The organism is Methylosinus sp. LW3 (assembly GCF_000527115.1).
Taxonomy (GTDB): domain Bacteria; phylum Pseudomonadota; class Alphaproteobacteria; order Rhizobiales; family Beijerinckiaceae; genus Methylosinus.
Genome location: NZ_AZUO01000001.1, coordinates 670,919 through 685,871 on the forward strand (window position 1 = coordinate 670,919; position 14,953 = coordinate 685,871).

At 68.0% G+C, this 14,953-nt stretch carries 4 protein-coding genes; all 4 read left to right on the top strand.

Going from position 1 to position 14,953, the window contains the following annotated elements:
• Window positions 1-269: 269 nt before the first annotated feature.
• The 4 genes from METLW3_RS0103310 to METLW3_RS0103325 all read left to right on the top strand — a co-directional run bounded on the left by METLW3_RS0103310 (window position 270) and on the right by METLW3_RS0103325 (window position 14,953).
• Entirely contained in the window at window positions 270-5,444 is a 5,175-nt protein-coding gene (locus METLW3_RS0103310) for a hypothetical protein (RefSeq protein WP_051465369.1), read from the top strand.
• 47 nt (window positions 5,445-5,491) lie between these two features.
• A complete protein-coding gene (locus METLW3_RS0103315) occupies window positions 5,492-11,476 on the top strand; it encodes an MG2 domain-containing protein (RefSeq protein WP_084484767.1) in 5,985 nt (1,994 codons plus the stop codon).
• Window positions 11,477-11,634: 158 nt separating this feature from the next.
• Window positions 11,635-13,728, top strand: a complete 2,094-nt coding sequence (locus tag METLW3_RS0103320; RefSeq protein WP_024878581.1) for a transglycosylase domain-containing protein — start codon at window positions 11,635-11,637, stop codon at window positions 13,726-13,728.
• A gap of 103 nt (window positions 13,729-13,831) precedes the next feature.
• A complete protein-coding gene (locus METLW3_RS0103325; RefSeq protein ID WP_024878582.1) occupies window positions 13,832-14,953 on the top strand; it encodes an aromatic ring-hydroxylating dioxygenase subunit alpha in 1,122 nt (373 codons plus the stop codon).

Here is a 14,953-nt window from a genome sequence, read left to right on the forward strand (position 1 = left end):
TCACGACGGCGCAAGTAGCGCGCGCCCGGCCGGCGTCAGGGGCGCGGCGCAAATTCACTTTCCCTCGAGGTTAACGCGGTCGCGCGCGAACTCTTAGCGAAGCGTCATATCGGCGTCGTATTGTGCGGTCGCGCACGGCGGCGCCTCGAAAAAGCGCGTTTCCTTCCGCCCATGGAGAGGCGTCGCGCGACAGTCCGGCTCGACTCGGAAACAAGCGGCGGCGTAAGCTCGAGCGCGGCGTCTTGCGGCGCATCGCGGCGGAGGGTGTCATGTTGCGCATGATCGGGGCCTTGCTTCTGAAGATCGCAATCGCTTTCGCGATGTCCTGCCTGTCGCTCGGCGCCTTCGTCTCCTATGCGGCGTCGGAGCCCGCGCCTTCCGCCAAAACGCGCGTCGAGCCGACGCGAGTCGAGCAGCACGCCGCCCCCGGCCGATTTTCTGTGAGCGAGCTGCCGGCCGATCGCGACGGCTTCTCGCTTCTGACCATTCCGGCCCCGGGCCGCTACGCCATCGCAGCGCATAGCGCCTCGGGCGTGGCCATTGGGCTCGTCGATATGATAACCGGCCCCGGCGAGACGGCGGGCGCCGCGGGCCAGCGCGACGGGCGGCTCGATCTGCTGCTCGACGCCGGCGTCTACAAGCTGCGGCTCTTCGGCGCCAAGGGCGCGATGGACAAGAGCGCGGCCGGCAAGGCGCGCCTCACCGCCGAGGCGTTTCAGGAGCAGGGCGCGCGCGAGGCGCTGACGCCGGGCAAGACATTTTCCGCCGAGCTCGGCGATCTCGCCCAGCGGAGCTATTCGCTCGAGGTGGGGGCCTCGGGCCGCGTCGGCGTGGAGGCGCTGGGCCGCGCATTGCGCGATCTGCGTCTGTGGAAGGCGAGCGGCGAGCTCGTCGATCTTTCACCCGCGCGCGCGACCATCGAGACGCGGCCCGGCCGCCAGATGACGCGGCTGCGGCTGGAAGGCGCGGTCGAGCCCGGCCGCTATATCGCGATCGCCTATGGCGGCGAGCCCACCGTCTGGCCGGAGGGCGGAACAAACCAGCCCTTCCTCTTGCATCTCATCGAGCCCGCATCGCTGGCCGCGGGCGTCGCCAATGGCGTCATCGGCGCTTTCGGCTCGGCGCGCTTCGAGGCGCCGGCGAGCTATGACACATTCCGCCTGGAGCTGCCCAAGCCCGTCGCCGCCCGCCTCGAGGCGCGGCGCGGCGCTGGCGCGCCGGCGTCCGCCGCGATCGACAAGACGAGCCGCGAGCCGGTCGCGATCGTCTCGCTCGGCGGCGACGGCAAGACTTTGGGCCTCATCGAAGTCTCCGGCCTCGAGGGGCAGGCGTTCTCGCTGCGCGCATTGCGCCGGGCGAGCCGCGCGCCGATCGAGACGGAAGGACCCAATCTCGTCGCCATGGATGTCGCCGGCGAGGGGGCCGACGAGGTCCCCGCCACGGCGCTGCTGGCGCGCACAGAAAATGGCAAGACGCGCGTGCTGGCGTCGGACCTCCCGAAGATCGGCGGCGGCCGCGCCTATCGCGGCAAGTTCAATCTGCGTGGGCCGACCACTCTGCTGTTCGAGGCGACCGACAGCGGCCCGGTGGCGATCTCGGTGAAAGGCCCGCGCCTGCGCGCGATCATCGAGCCCGCTTTCGGCGCCGCCGCGGCGCGCGCCGATGGCCGCCTGCCGAGCCGCTATGATCTTCAGGCGGGCTTCTATTTTCTCTCGCTCGAGCCGTTGGAAGGCGCCGTTGGAATCGTGGATGTGACGCTCGGCCCGCCCGGCCTCGCCCCAGAGCTGCCCCCGCGGCCCTCCGCCCGCGCGGTGATTTCCTTCGGCGAGCACAAGCTCGACCGGGGCGCCTCGCATTTCATTCTCGCCAATAGCGCGCCGGGCCTGCTGACGGGTCCGCGCGTCATCGCTCTGCCGGCCGATCTCGAGAAGGGCGCCGCGCCTTTGTCGCGGCCGGCCGCGACGGAATATCTTCTGCCGGTGCGCACGCCGCGCGGCGGCAGGATTCTCGTCATCGACGACAAGGGCGCGAGCGCGCCCGCGCAGATCACGGAAGAAAAAATCGAGAACGACAATCGCTTCGCCACCATTCGCCTTCCGGCGCGAGCGGAGCCGGGCGCGCTCGCCCTCGTCTATGCGCATGATGTGGAGACGGCCGCCGCAGAGGCGGTAAAGGAGCGCCCGCCAGCGACGATTTCCGCCGCCAAGCCCGCTTGGCTGGATCTCTCCCGCGACGAGACGCGGGAGTTTCGTTTCGATGTGGCCGAAGGCGGGCTCTATCGCGTCGAGACCTTGGGCCGATTGCAGACGCGCCTCACGCTCGGCGCCGCGCTGGCGCCGCATCTCGGCGAGGGCGAGAACAATGGCCCCGGCCATAATGCGCTGGTGACGAGCTATTTGCGCGCCGGCGCCTATCGCGTCGCCGTCACCGCGCGCGAATCCGCCGGCCATCTCGGCCTTTCGGTGAAGAGCGTGGCGATGACGACGACGGCGCCCATCGCCGGCCAAGGCGCCGCGCGCGCCGCGCTCGACGGCGGCCACGGCGCCGTCGTGCCGATCGATATTCCCGAGGACGGATTCTATCGGCTCGATCTCACCGGGCTCGGCAAGGAATGGCGCGCGCGGCTCGAGGAGGCGGACGGCTGGCCGCTCACCACGCCCGGCCCGTTGACGCGCCTCACCCGCCGTTTCGAGAAGGGAAGCTATCGCCTCGTCGTGCTGCCGGAGGATGTCGAGGGCCGCTTCGTCGCGCGCCTGCGCAGGATTGTGACGCCGGCGCCGCTCGAGGGCCATGGCCCACATGCGCTGCCTTTCGACGCGCCGCAGAAGCTGCAATGGCGCGAGCCTCTCGCCAAAAGCGCGCCGCGCGACCCGGATGTGTGGAGCTTCGCGCTCGCCGGCGACTCGGACATTGCGCTGGATGTGAGCGAGGGCATGGTCGCGGAGATTTTCGACTCGGCGCGCAAGAGCGTCGGCAAATTCGCCGCCGGCCGCAAATTCTCCGGCACGCTCGCCGCCGGCGCCTATCGCGTCGAAGCGCGCAGCCTCGCCCATGACGATCGGCTGGATTACCGCATCACGCTCACATCGACGCAATTGCAGCCGGGCGCGCCGCGCTTCGTCGATCTTCCCGCCACTCTGCCTTTCTCCATCGCGCGCGACGGCGTCGTCGATATTGCGAGCTTCGGCGACAAGGAGCTGATCGGCGCGGTCGAGGACGAGAATGGCGCCGTGATCGAGCGGCTCGAGGGACGCGCGGAAGATTGGAACGTCTCGCTCTCGCGGCGCCTGCCCGCGGGCGCCTATCGCCTGCGGCTCGACGAGCTGAAGGGCGCGCCGCAACCCGCGGCCGTGGCCGAGGAGCAGAACGCCGAAGACGAAGGCGCCGCCACGGAAGGCGAGACCGTCGCGCAGGAGACGGAGGAGCCGGCCGAGCCGGAGGGCGTCGAGATGAGCCTCGCTCTGCCCGCCTCCGCGCCGGCCGAGGCTTTGACATTCGCGGGCGTGAAGACCGTCTCCGGCGCCGGCGCGCATGAGCTGGCGCTGCCCGCTGCGCAGGAGGGGCGGCTGATGATCGTCGCCGCACAATCGACGCGCGAGACGGCGCTGTCGATCGAGAAGCGCGAGGCCGATGGACGCTGGCGCGTCATTGGCCGCGAGCGCGGCCTTGCGCCTGTCGCCGCCTGGCCGGCGGAGAGCGGCGAATGGCGCGCCAGCGTCTGGACCATCGGCGGCGCCGACGCACCCGTCACCCTCGCCGCGCGCAGCTTGGCGCGCACGCCTCGCGGCTATGGCGACATAGCGCTGGAGCCGGCGCCGATCGAAGGGCTCGCGACAAAAATCTGCGTCGGCCTCGTCGCCGCGCCCGCTTCGGCGCTGGTTTCTATCGGCTCTGCGCCGGCCTCGCTCGCCGCGGGCTCGGCGGCCGGTCGCCTGCTCGCTCCGGCTTCGGCCGGCGCGCTGGCGCCGCAATCGGAGTGCCTGTGGCTGCTCTCGCGCGACGATTGCGCCGCACGGGCGCGCGTCGCCGCCTTCGCGCCCAGCGGCGCTGAAATTCCGCTCACCCTCGGCGAGAACGACCGCGCCATTCTGCCCGCCGCCGCGCCGCCCTCCGGCAAGGCGCGGCTGTGGCTCGCGCGTTCGGCCTTCGGTCAGCCGGGCGTCTCGGCCGGACACGGCTTCGCCGTCGCGCCGGGCGCGGCTCTGGCGCTCGCCGGCAAGGAGCCGCCGCGCCTGTGGAACGCCGGCGACGCGCAGTCCCTGCGTCTCACGGCGCGCGCGATCGACGTCGCGCTCGCCGCGCCCCTTCGCGCCGGCGCGCAATTCTCCGGCGTCATTCCGCCCCTCACCGCGCAGCCTCTCGTCTTCGACGGCGCCGGCGCTCTGGCGCTCGATCTTCCGAGCGGCCTCGCCGCTTTCTCCGCGCCGGAGGAGCCGCGCGCCTTCGCCGCTTTCGCCGATGGCGCGCCGCTCTCGCGTCGCCTCGAGGGCGCCCGCGCGCTATGGCTCGTCAATCTCACCGACGCGCCCGCGCCCGCGCGCGTCGCCTCCTCGTTTGAACGCCAAGAGCCGATCACGGCGAGCCGAGCGATCAAGCGCTTCTACGGCGCCGCTGGCGAGACCGCGCATCTCGTCGAGGCGCAGCCGGGCGACCGGCTCGTCACCGCGGGTGGCGACGCGGTCTTCACCGGCGCCGATGGACGCGTGCTGCGCGGCCGCTCGCTCACGCTCGCCGGTTCGGGAGAGGCGACCATCGCCCATGCGCCCGGCCTCGTCGCCGCCTGGATCGAGCGCGCCGGCAAATCGCCTTGGCCCGCCGCTGCGCCGCGCGATGTGAGCGCGCCTTTCGCTGCGACGCTCAGCGGAGAAGCGCAGGCTTTCGCGCTCGATGTGACCGCGCCCATCGTCGTCGACATTCGCACGAGCGCGCCGGCGATTCTTGCTTTCACGCAGAATGGCGCGCGCGAGGTGGAGACATTCCCCGCTGGCGTGGAGCTGCATCGCTATGCCGCGCCGGGCCGCGCGCTCATCGAGATTTTTTCGCCGCATGACGGCGCGCTCTCCGGCGTGCTGAGCATTGCGACGACGCCGGTCATTCCGGTGACGGACGGCGTCAATGATCCGATCGCGCTCGGCCCCGCCGGCTCCGCGCTCTTCACCTTCGAGGTGACGAAGGCGGGCGAGATCGGCCTCGGCCTGCGCGCCGAGCCGGATCGCGCCGCGCTGCGTCTCCTCGACGTTGCCGGCAAGACGCTCGGAGAAGGCGCCGCGCAGTTTCTGCGCCTCGAGCCCGGCCGCTATTTCGTGGAGGCGCGCGCGCCCACTGACGCGCCCGCGACGACATTGCGCCTCGCTCTGCGCGGCCTCGCGCCGCCGCCCTCCGGGCCGCCTCAGGAAGTGGCGGCGGAGTTTTTGGAAAAGGCCGGAAGGAAGAGCGGCAGATGAGCTTTCCTCATTCGACAAACGCCCTCAGTCCCATTCGAGGCTCGGCGATGAAACGCATTCTTTTTCTGTTCTCGAGTCTCACCGCCGTCATCGCGAGCGGAGCGAAGCGATCCAGCGTCGCAGGGCGGCCACTGGATCGCTTGGTGGCTTCGCTCCTCGCGATGACGGGCCTCCTTTGCAGAGGCGCGCTGTTGCGCGCGCCGCTCGCATTGCTTTTTCTCGCTGGTCTCTCCGGCTCCGCGCCGCTGCGCGCCGAGACGGCGTCCTTCGATCAATTGCGCCGCGCCGATGGCGCGCGCATCGTGCCGGACAAATTTCTGCGCAGCTTCGATCCCATCACCATCTTTTTCGATCGCGACATCGGCCCCAAGGCCGGCGGGCCGGAAGACGTGCATGAGAAATTCGCCAAGCTCTCCGGCGAGCCCGCCGGCGAATGGCGCTGGATCGGCGCGCGCGCGCTGCAATTTCGTCCCGCCGAGCTGTGGAAGCCGCTGCAGCGCGTCGATATAGAGGCGGGCGCCGCCGCGACGCGGCTCGTCGCGCTGCTGCCGACGCCCTCTTCCACCAATCCGACGGAGAGCGCCGATCCGATCGCGGATCTCGAGCAGATAACGCTCACTTTTCCCGAGCCCGTCGATATCGCCGCGCTGGCGCGCCTGTTGACGATCGAATTGCGTCCTGCGCCGGGAATTTCTCCGCTCGGCGGACAATTGCTGACGCCGAAGGACTATGACATTCGTCCGCTGGAGCGCGCCGATCGTAACGCCGCGCAGAGCGTCGCCATTCGCTTGCGCGAGTCGATTCACGACGGACGCGTCGCGATCCTGCGATTGAAGCTCGCCGACGAGCCGGGGCTCGACGATGAGATTTTCGAGTTGCGCGCGCGTTCTGCCGCGCCTTTCGCCGTCAGTGAGGCGAGCTGCGGCCGCGGCTGGAGCGACGACAAGCAGGACGGCGTGCTGCGCTGCGCTTTCGGCTACGCCGTCGCGCCGGCGTCGGCTTCATCGGAGGGCGAGGAAGAATCCGCGCCCGTCTCCAATTACCAGCCCGCCAATCGGCGCCGGCTGACGCTGAGCTTCACCGAGCAGCCGGGCGAGATCGACATTCTGCGCGCGCGCGAGGCGCTGCGCATCTCGCCGCCGGTCGACGATCTCTCCGTCGAGATCGACCGCAAGCGCCTCAACGTCTATGGCAAGTTTCTCTCCGATCGCGTCTATGAGCTGACGCTGGCGCCGGGCGCTCTACGCGACGTCAGAAAGCGCGCGCTCGCCTCGCGCTTCGCGCTGCGCTTCGCTTTCGATCGCGACCGGCCGGCGCTCGCATGGGACGCCGCGCAAGGGCTCGTCGAGCGTTTCGGCCCGCAATTGCTGCCGCTGCGCGGACGCGGCTATGACCGCGCCGACATTCGCATTCATGCGATCGATCCGCTCGCGCGCGACTTCTGGCCTTTCCCCAAGAGCGGCGTCGAGACGGAGGACAGCGCCGCGCCGCCGCTGCCCGGCAATGAGCCCGCGCATTGGGGCGAGACCGATGCGCCGGAGGCCGAAGCGATCGTCGCGCGCATAAAGGCGCTGGGCTCGCCCGCCGTTTCCGCGTTGCTCGATCTGCCGATCCGTCGCAATGGCGCCGACGCCAAATTCGGCCTCGATCTGTCGAGCGAATTCGCCAAGATCGCCGGCGCTGGACAGCCGGGAACCTATCTCATCGGCCTGCGCGCCGTGGATGAGAAGAAACGCCATTGGCTGCGCGCGCAAGTGACCGATCTGTCGCTGAGCGCGATAGAGGAGCGCGCGCGCGTGCGCTTCGTCGTCACCTCGCTCTCCACCGCGCAGCCCGTCTCCGGCGCGGAAGTGCGGCTCGAAGGCGTGAAGGGCGAGAAATTCGTCACGCTCGCGCGCGGGACCACCGACAATTCCGGCTTCTTCGCTTTCGATCCCGGCAAACGCGCGGAAGCCGATGTGCGCCGCATCGTCGTGACCAAGGGCCTCGACACGCTCGTGTTGGACGCCAATGACGGCCCCTCCGAATATGCCCGCGAGAATTGGACGAAGCCGGACGGCGCCTGGCTCGCATGGACCGCGAATCCACAGGAGCCGCGCAAGGAAGAGCCACGCACGCTCTGCCATGTCTTCGCCGAGCGGCCGATCTATCGGCCCGAGGAGCCGGTACATATAAAGGGCTTCGTGCGCGCCTATCGCGATGGCGCACTGGCGATTGCGAAAGCGGGCGGAACGCTGGTCGTCTCCGGCCCCGGCAATCAGGAATGGCGCATTCCGGTGAAGCTCGACGCCGCCGGGAGCTTCTATCACAAATTCGATGCGCAGACGCCGGCGACCGGCGATTACGCGCTGCGCTTCGAGCCCGATGGCGCGAAGCCGAAGAAGAGCGAGACGAAAGGCGATGAGGCCGAGCCGAGCGAGACCGCAGAGGCCGCGGGCGAAGCGCCGCAGACGATTTCTTGCGGACAGTTTCCGTTCAAGAAAGAGGCTTATCGTCTGCCGACATTCGAGGTGGTGCTCAATGCGCCGCAGATCGTTCCACTCGACGGCGAGTTCAATGTCGATCTCATCGCGCGCTATTTCGCCGGCGGGCTGGTCGCGGAACGGCCGGTGAAATGGCGCGCCGTGCAATTTCCGCATGTGTTTCAGCCGCCGGGACGCGAGGGATTTCTATTCTCGAGCGACGCGCGCTTCTCCGGCGAGGGCAAGTTCAAATCCTCGCCAGTGCTGGAGCGCGACGCGCGCACCGACGCCGGCGGCGCCTCGCGCATGACCTTCGATACGACGATAGAGCCGACCGCGCAGCCGCGGCGCTATTCGATAGAGGCGACCGTCACCGGCGACGATGGAATAGAGGTGCGCAATGTGCAGAATGTCATCGCCGTTCCGCCTTTCGCGCTCGGCGTGAAGCTGCCGCGCTATGTCGAGCGGCCCGGCGCGGTGACGCCGGAGTTTCTCGCGCTCGATGGCAAGGGCGAGGCGGTGGAAGGACTTCCCGTCACCATGCGCTTCATCAAGCGCAATTGGGTGTCGACGCTGCAGGCCTCCGATTTCGCGCAAGGCGCCGCGAAATATGTGACGCAGGTGATGGAGGAGACGCTCCTCGAGCGCAGACTGACGAGCGCGAAAGAGGCGCAGAAAATAGAGATAGAGGCGCGCGAGGCCGGCGTTTATGTCGTGCAGCTCGAGGCCTATGATCGCATCGGCCGTCGTCAGCAGGTGAGCGTCGATTTCTTCGTGGGCGGCAATACGCCCGTGACCTTCCAGCGTCCGCCGGCCTCCACCGCGACCATCACGACCGACAAGCAAGCCTATGCGCCGGGCGAGACGGCGACGCTCATCGTCCAATCGCCGTTCCAAAACGCCAAGGCGCTCGCCATCGTCGAGCAGCCCAATGGCGTGTTCGATTATCAGCTCATCGACATCGCCAATGGCTTTGGGCGCTACACGCTCACGCTGCGCAAGGAGCAGACGCCGAAGCTCGCCGTGCATTTCCTCATCATGCGCGGACGCTTGAAGGACAGCGCGCCGGCGGCGGCCTCCAATATCGATCAAGGCAAGCCGGTGACGATCGCCGCCACTAAATGGATCGAGGTGACGCCGGTCAAGAATATCGTGACCGCAAAGCTCGATTATCCGACGAAGGCGCGGCCGGGGCAGGAGGTGGAGGTCAGCTTGCGTCTTTCCGATGATCTCGGCAAGCCGCTCGCCGGAGAAGCGACATTTTGGATGGTCGATCAGGCGGTGCTGTCGCTCGCCAAGGAGCGGCCGCTCGATCCGCTGCCGGATTTCATCGTCGAGCGCGAGACGAGGCTCGCCGCGCGCGACACGCGCAATCTCGCCTTCGGCAAGATTCCGCTGGAGGAGATTCCTGGCGGCGACGCCGGCCTCGACGAATGGGGCGCGGAAACCAATGTGAGCGTGCGCAAGAATTTCACGCCCGTGCCGATCTATCTGCCGAGCGTGAAAGTCGGCGCCGACGGAATCGCAAAGATCAAAGTGAAGCTGCCCGACTCGCTCACCGTGTTCAAGCTGCGCGCCAAGGCGGTGAGCGGCGCCGATCGCTTCGGCTATGCGACGGGCGAGATGCTCATTCGTCAGGAGCTCGTCGCGCAGCCCGTGCTGCCGCGTTTCCTGCGGCCGGGCGACTCGTTCGATGTTTCCGTCCTCGCGCGCATCGTCGAGGGGCCTGGCGGCGGCGGCAGAGCCTCCGTCGCCGCGGAGGGGCTGACGCTGGCGAGCAATGCGTCGCAGGCTTTCAGCTGGATCGCGAACAAGCCTGCGCGCATAGATGTCGCCGCCAGCGTGCCGGAGCCAGCGCCCGGCAAGGAGAGCGTGAGGCTGAATTTTCGTGTGGAGCGCGACGCCGACCATTCGCGCGATGCGGTGGAGATCGACTTGCCGATCAGGCCCGATCGCTTGCCGGTGCGGCGCTATGAGATCGTCGAGATCGCGCCGGGCGAGAGCAAGGCCCTCGCGGCCGCGACCGACGCGGCGCGGCCCGGCTCCTTCCGCCGTGACGTCACGTTCGCCGGCGATCCGACGCTCGTCAAGCTCGTCGCGGGATTGAATGCGCTCGTCGAATATCCTTACGGCTGCACGGAGCAACGCCTCTCGCTCGCGCGTTCGGCGCTGGCGCTGAAGAATTTCACGCCGATTCTCTCCGCCGCCGGACTCGAGACGCGTCTTTCTGGCGATGTGCGCAACACGATGCGCGCGATCGATCAAGCGGTCGACGCCGATGGGCTCGTCGCCTTCTGGCCGCGCGCGCGCGGAAATGTGTCGCTCACCGCCTGGGCCTATTCCTTCCTCGTGAGCGCAGAGCGCGCGGGCGAGCCGATCGACAAGCCGCTGGCCGATCGTCTCGCCAATGTGCTGAAGCTGTCGCTGCGTTCGGATTATCCGCGCCTTCTCTCCGGTGAAGAATTGCGCGAGCGCGTCGAGGCGCTGATCGCGCTCGCCGAGGGCGGTAAGCTCGACGAATCCTATGTCGCCGAGCTGTCGCGGCACGCCGATTTCATGGCGGGCGCCAGCGTTGCGGAGCTGACGCGCGCCGCCGCGCGCACGCAATCGGGCGATCGGCGCAACGTCGACTTCTTGCTCGATTCTCTGTGGAGCCGGGTGAAGATTCTCTCTCGCAACGGCGCGCAATATTATGCGGGCCAGGCGGCGGACGGCGGCAATCCGGTGATTTTGCCCTCCGAGACGCGCTCGCTCGCGGAGATGCTGCGGGCCGTCACGATCGCTTCGCCTTCCGATCCGCGCGCGGGGCTGTTGCGCGACGCGCTGCTGCGATTGGGCGAGGGCGACGGCTGGGGCTCGACCAACGCCACCGCCGCCGCGATCGATGCGCTCGCCGAGATTTGGCGTCGTCCGCAAACGCCCCTGCAGATCGCGCTCTCGCAGGAGGGCGCGCCGCCGCGCATGCTGACGCTGGACGCCAATAATCCTGTCCTGCGCGAGACGAGCACGGCTCCTGCGGCGCTGACGATCGTCAATCGCGGACCGGCGCCGATCATGGCGCTGGTCGAGACGCGATACGAGCCGAAAGAGAGCGGCGCGAAGGCTCTGCCGGTGAGCGAAGGCTTTGCGCTGACGCGCGACATTCTGCGCGTCGGCAAGGCGGATGCGCCTTTGGTAAAAGTCGCGGCGGAGAATGGCGTCGTGAAGCTCGCCATCGGCGACGTGATCGAGGAGACGGCGGAGCTCGTCAATCCGCAGGATCGCACCCATGTCGCGATCTCGCTGCCGCTGCCGGCGGGCTTCGAGCCTCTGAATTCCAATCTCGCGACGGCGCCCGCCGAGGCGCAGCCGTCGAGCGCGCCGACGCTCGCGCCGACCAGCGTCACCTTCGGCGATGATCGCGTGTTCTACGCTTATGACCAATTGCCGAAGGGAACATATCGCTTCGCTTTCCGCGCCAAGGCGCAAACGGCGGGCGCCTTCACCGAGCCGCCGGGCATCGTCGAGACGATGTATAAGAAAGGCCTGCAAGCGCAGAGCGCCGGCAAGCGCGTGGAAATCGCGAAGTGAAGAAGGTTCGCAGATTCCCTCTCCCGCTTTGTGGGAAAAGGAGGCGGCACGCTCTTTTCTTATTTTTCGTCTTCATTATTGCGCCGCTCGTTCCTTCCGCTTTCTTCGTTCACACGGCTCTCGAGCGCGCGCAGCTCGCCGCTCCGCGGCCGACGCCCATGGTCTATGACCGCAACGGCGCTTTTCTCACGCAGATCGGCGCGCGCGACGCGGCGCGGATCGACTATGGCTATTGGCCATTGCGTGACATTCCGCAGCGAGTCGCGCTCGCGACTCTCGCGCTCGAGGACCGCCGCTTCGCCTCGCATGGGGGCGTCGATGCGCGGGCTCTGCTGCGCGCGGCGTGGCGCAATCTCGTCGGACGCAAGCGCCGCGAGGGCGCCTCCACCATCGCCATGCAGGTCGCGCGCATGCAAAATCCCGCGCCGCGCAGCTTTTCGGCCAAGATCACGGAGGCGGCGACGGCGGTCGCGCTCGTCGCGCGCCATGGTCACGAGGCGGTTCTCGCGCATTATCTGCGGCTCGCGCCCTATGGCAATGGCAGCCATGGAATCGCGCATGCCGCGCGCTTTTATTTCGACAAGCCGGTCGAGGATCTCTCGCTCGCGGAGATCGCTCTGCTGGCCGCTGTTCCGCAATCGCCCGGCCGCATGAATCTCTTTCGCGAGAGCGGGCTCGTCCTCGCGAGGGCGCGCGCCGCTCGCGCGCTCGCCTATCTGTCGCGCGAGACGCTCGTCGAGCCCGCGCAGATCGCGCTCGCGACAAAGCAGCTCGCGACGCTGCATCCCATCGGCGCGGCGCGGCGGCCGGATGCGCTGCATCTCTCGCTACGCTATGAGGCGCTGGCGCGGGAAGGCCTCATCGCGCCGGCCTCGCCGCATGATCCGCGCATCGGCGCGACCATCGATCTCTCATTGCAGGACAAGCTCGCGCATCTTTCGCGGCGCTATCTCGCGCTCTGGCGCTCCGCCGGCGCGCGGCAAGTCGCGCTCATGGTCGTGGAGCGCGGCGCGGGCGCTGTGCTCGCGGACATAGGCTCATCCGATTATCGCGACTGGCGCGATGGAGCGATCGATTTCACGCGCGCGCTGCGCTCGCCGGGATCGACGCTGAAGCCTTTCGTCTATGCGCTCGCATTCGAGCGCGGCGCGCTCGAGCCCACGGATCTCGTCGCCGATGTTCCAGAGGGCGCATCCGGCGTCAACAACGCCGATGGCGCGTTTCTCGGGCCGATGCTGCCGCGCCAGGCGCTCGCCAATTCGCGCAATGTGCCGGCGACCAATCTCATGCGCCGCGTCGGGCTCGAGGCCAATTTTCAATTTCTGCACGATCTCGGCCTGCATGATCTCGAGGCCCCGGCGGAATCCTTCGGCCTCTCCATGGCGATCGGCGCGCTGCCGACGCGGCTCGAGCATCTGATGCGCGCCTATGGCGCGCTCGCCGAGGATGGCGTGCTCTCCGATCTTCTCTTTGCGAAAGAGCAGCAGCGGCGCCGCTCCATTCGCGTGATGTCGAGCGACACGGCGCGGCTCGTCACATCGATGCTGGCCGATCCGCTCGCGCGTCTGCCGAGCTTTCCGCGCTATGGGCCGCTCGAATATCCTTTCGCCGTGGCGGTGAAGACCGGCACCTCGCAGGCCTATCGCGACGCCTGGACCATCGCCTACTCGCGAAAGGCCATCGTCGGCGTATGGATCGGGCGCGGCGACGCCGGCGCGATGAATCGGCTGAGCGGCGCCGCATCCAGCGCGCGGCTCGCGCATGCGGCGTTGACGCTCATTCATGGCGCGAAGGCGGGGGAGATAGAGGCGGAATCCTTTCCGCCGCCGCAGGGCCGCGTTCCGGTGGAAATGTGTCTCGCCGGCGGACGCAGCGACGGACGCTGCGGCGAGACGCTGGTCGAATGGGTGAGGCCAGAGAAGGCGCCGCCGACGCGCAGCGCAATGGAAATCGCCGCGCGGCCGGCGCCGCGCGGCGACGAGAATGTCGAGCTCGCGATCACGACGCCCGAGCATAAAACGCATGTCTGGCGCAATCCAGAGCTGCCGGTGGAGCTGAACCGTCTCGCTCTGCGTGCATCGGCGCCCGGCTCTGTGGAGCAGATACTCTGGATGGTGGACGGCCGGCCGTTCCGGCTCGCCGACGCCGACCAGCCTGTCTATTGGCCCATGCAGCCGGGAACGCACCGCATTCAAGCGCGCCTGCCGTTGCGGCCCGGCGCCTCCCGCACCGTGGAAGTGACGATCGAATGAGCGAGGCGTCTCGCTTTTTCGATATGGGCGCGAGAGGTTTACCCGGGCCGCCTTTTTTATTATGAGGCGTGCTGCGTGAGATCTCGGGGCGATGGAATCTGGCATGGCTGACGACGCGGCAGTGATGATGGCGACGGATGCCGGCGCGGCGATGTCCCGCGATATACGCAAGACCGCTCTCGATCCGAATTTCTGGTATCCCGTCGCGCGCAGCGAGGAGGTGCGCAAAGGCAAGACGCATCGCTGCGCTTTCGCCGGCGATCCGATCGTGCTGGCGCGCGGGCGTCAGGGCGTGTTCGCGCTCGAGGATTGTTGCGCGCATCGGCAAGTGCCGCTCAGCGCCGGCGTGGTCGAGGAGGAGACGATACGCTGCGGCTATCATGGCTGGGCCTATGACGCGAGCGGCGCCTGCGTGTCGCTGCCCTATGCGACCGATTGTAGCCGCGCCGCAACCGGCGTGCGCAGCTATCCGTGCCGGGAGGCCTATGGGCTCGTCTTCGTCTTTCCGGGCGATGCGGCGCGCGCGGAGCTGACGCCTTTTCCCGATGTGCCCTCGGCGACCGACAGCCGTTACAAGATTCGCTATCTCAATCGCCGCGCCGGCTGCCACTACAGCTTCATGCACGAGAATCTGATGGATATGAATCATCAGTTTCTGCATCGCCGGCTGATGGGCGGGATCAAGACCTATTTTCTCGGCAGCCGCAGAGGCGACGCCTGGGCGGAAGCGACCTACAGCTTTCGCCGCGTGAGCGGTCGGCAGCCCTTCGGCGAGAATTTCATTCTCAATCGCGGCAAATGGCGCTTGAAGCGCGCGCCGCTTTCGGCCGAGGCGCTGGCGACGCCGCCGGGCGATCGAATGGTGATCCGCACCGACTATCCCTATCAGACGCTGAAGTTCTGGACCGCGGGCGCGAGCGAGCCGGCGCTCGATCTGTGGAACTGCTATATTCCTGTCGATCGCGCGCAGAAGATCAATCACACTTTCGGCATGATCATGATCAAGCGGCCGGCGAAACATTCCTTCCTGCTCGATCTCTTCTGGCCCGCGATCGTCTGGTTCACCAATGGCATTTTCGCGGAAGATCGCTGGATCTGCGAATTGGAGCAGGCGGCCTTCGACGCGCAGGGCGAGGATCGCAATCAGGAGATATTTCCGGCGATCCTCGATCTGCGCAGCGTGCTCGTGGAGAATGGCCTGCCATTGGCGCGTGATCGCGGGTAA

Coding starts and splice junctions, on each gene's coding strand:
- METLW3_RS0103310 (WP_051465369.1), top strand. CDS start 270: ATGTTGCGCATGATCGGGGCCTTGCTTCTGAAGATCGCAATCGCTTTC.
- METLW3_RS0103315 (WP_084484767.1), top strand. CDS start 5,492: ATGAAACGCATTCTTTTTCTGTTCTCGAGTCTCACCGCCGTCATCGCG.
- METLW3_RS0103320 (WP_024878581.1), top strand. CDS start 11,635: ATGGTCTATGACCGCAACGGCGCTTTTCTCACGCAGATCGGCGCGCGC.
- METLW3_RS0103325 (WP_024878582.1), top strand. CDS start 13,832: ATGGCTGACGACGCGGCAGTGATGATGGCGACGGATGCCGGCGCGGCG.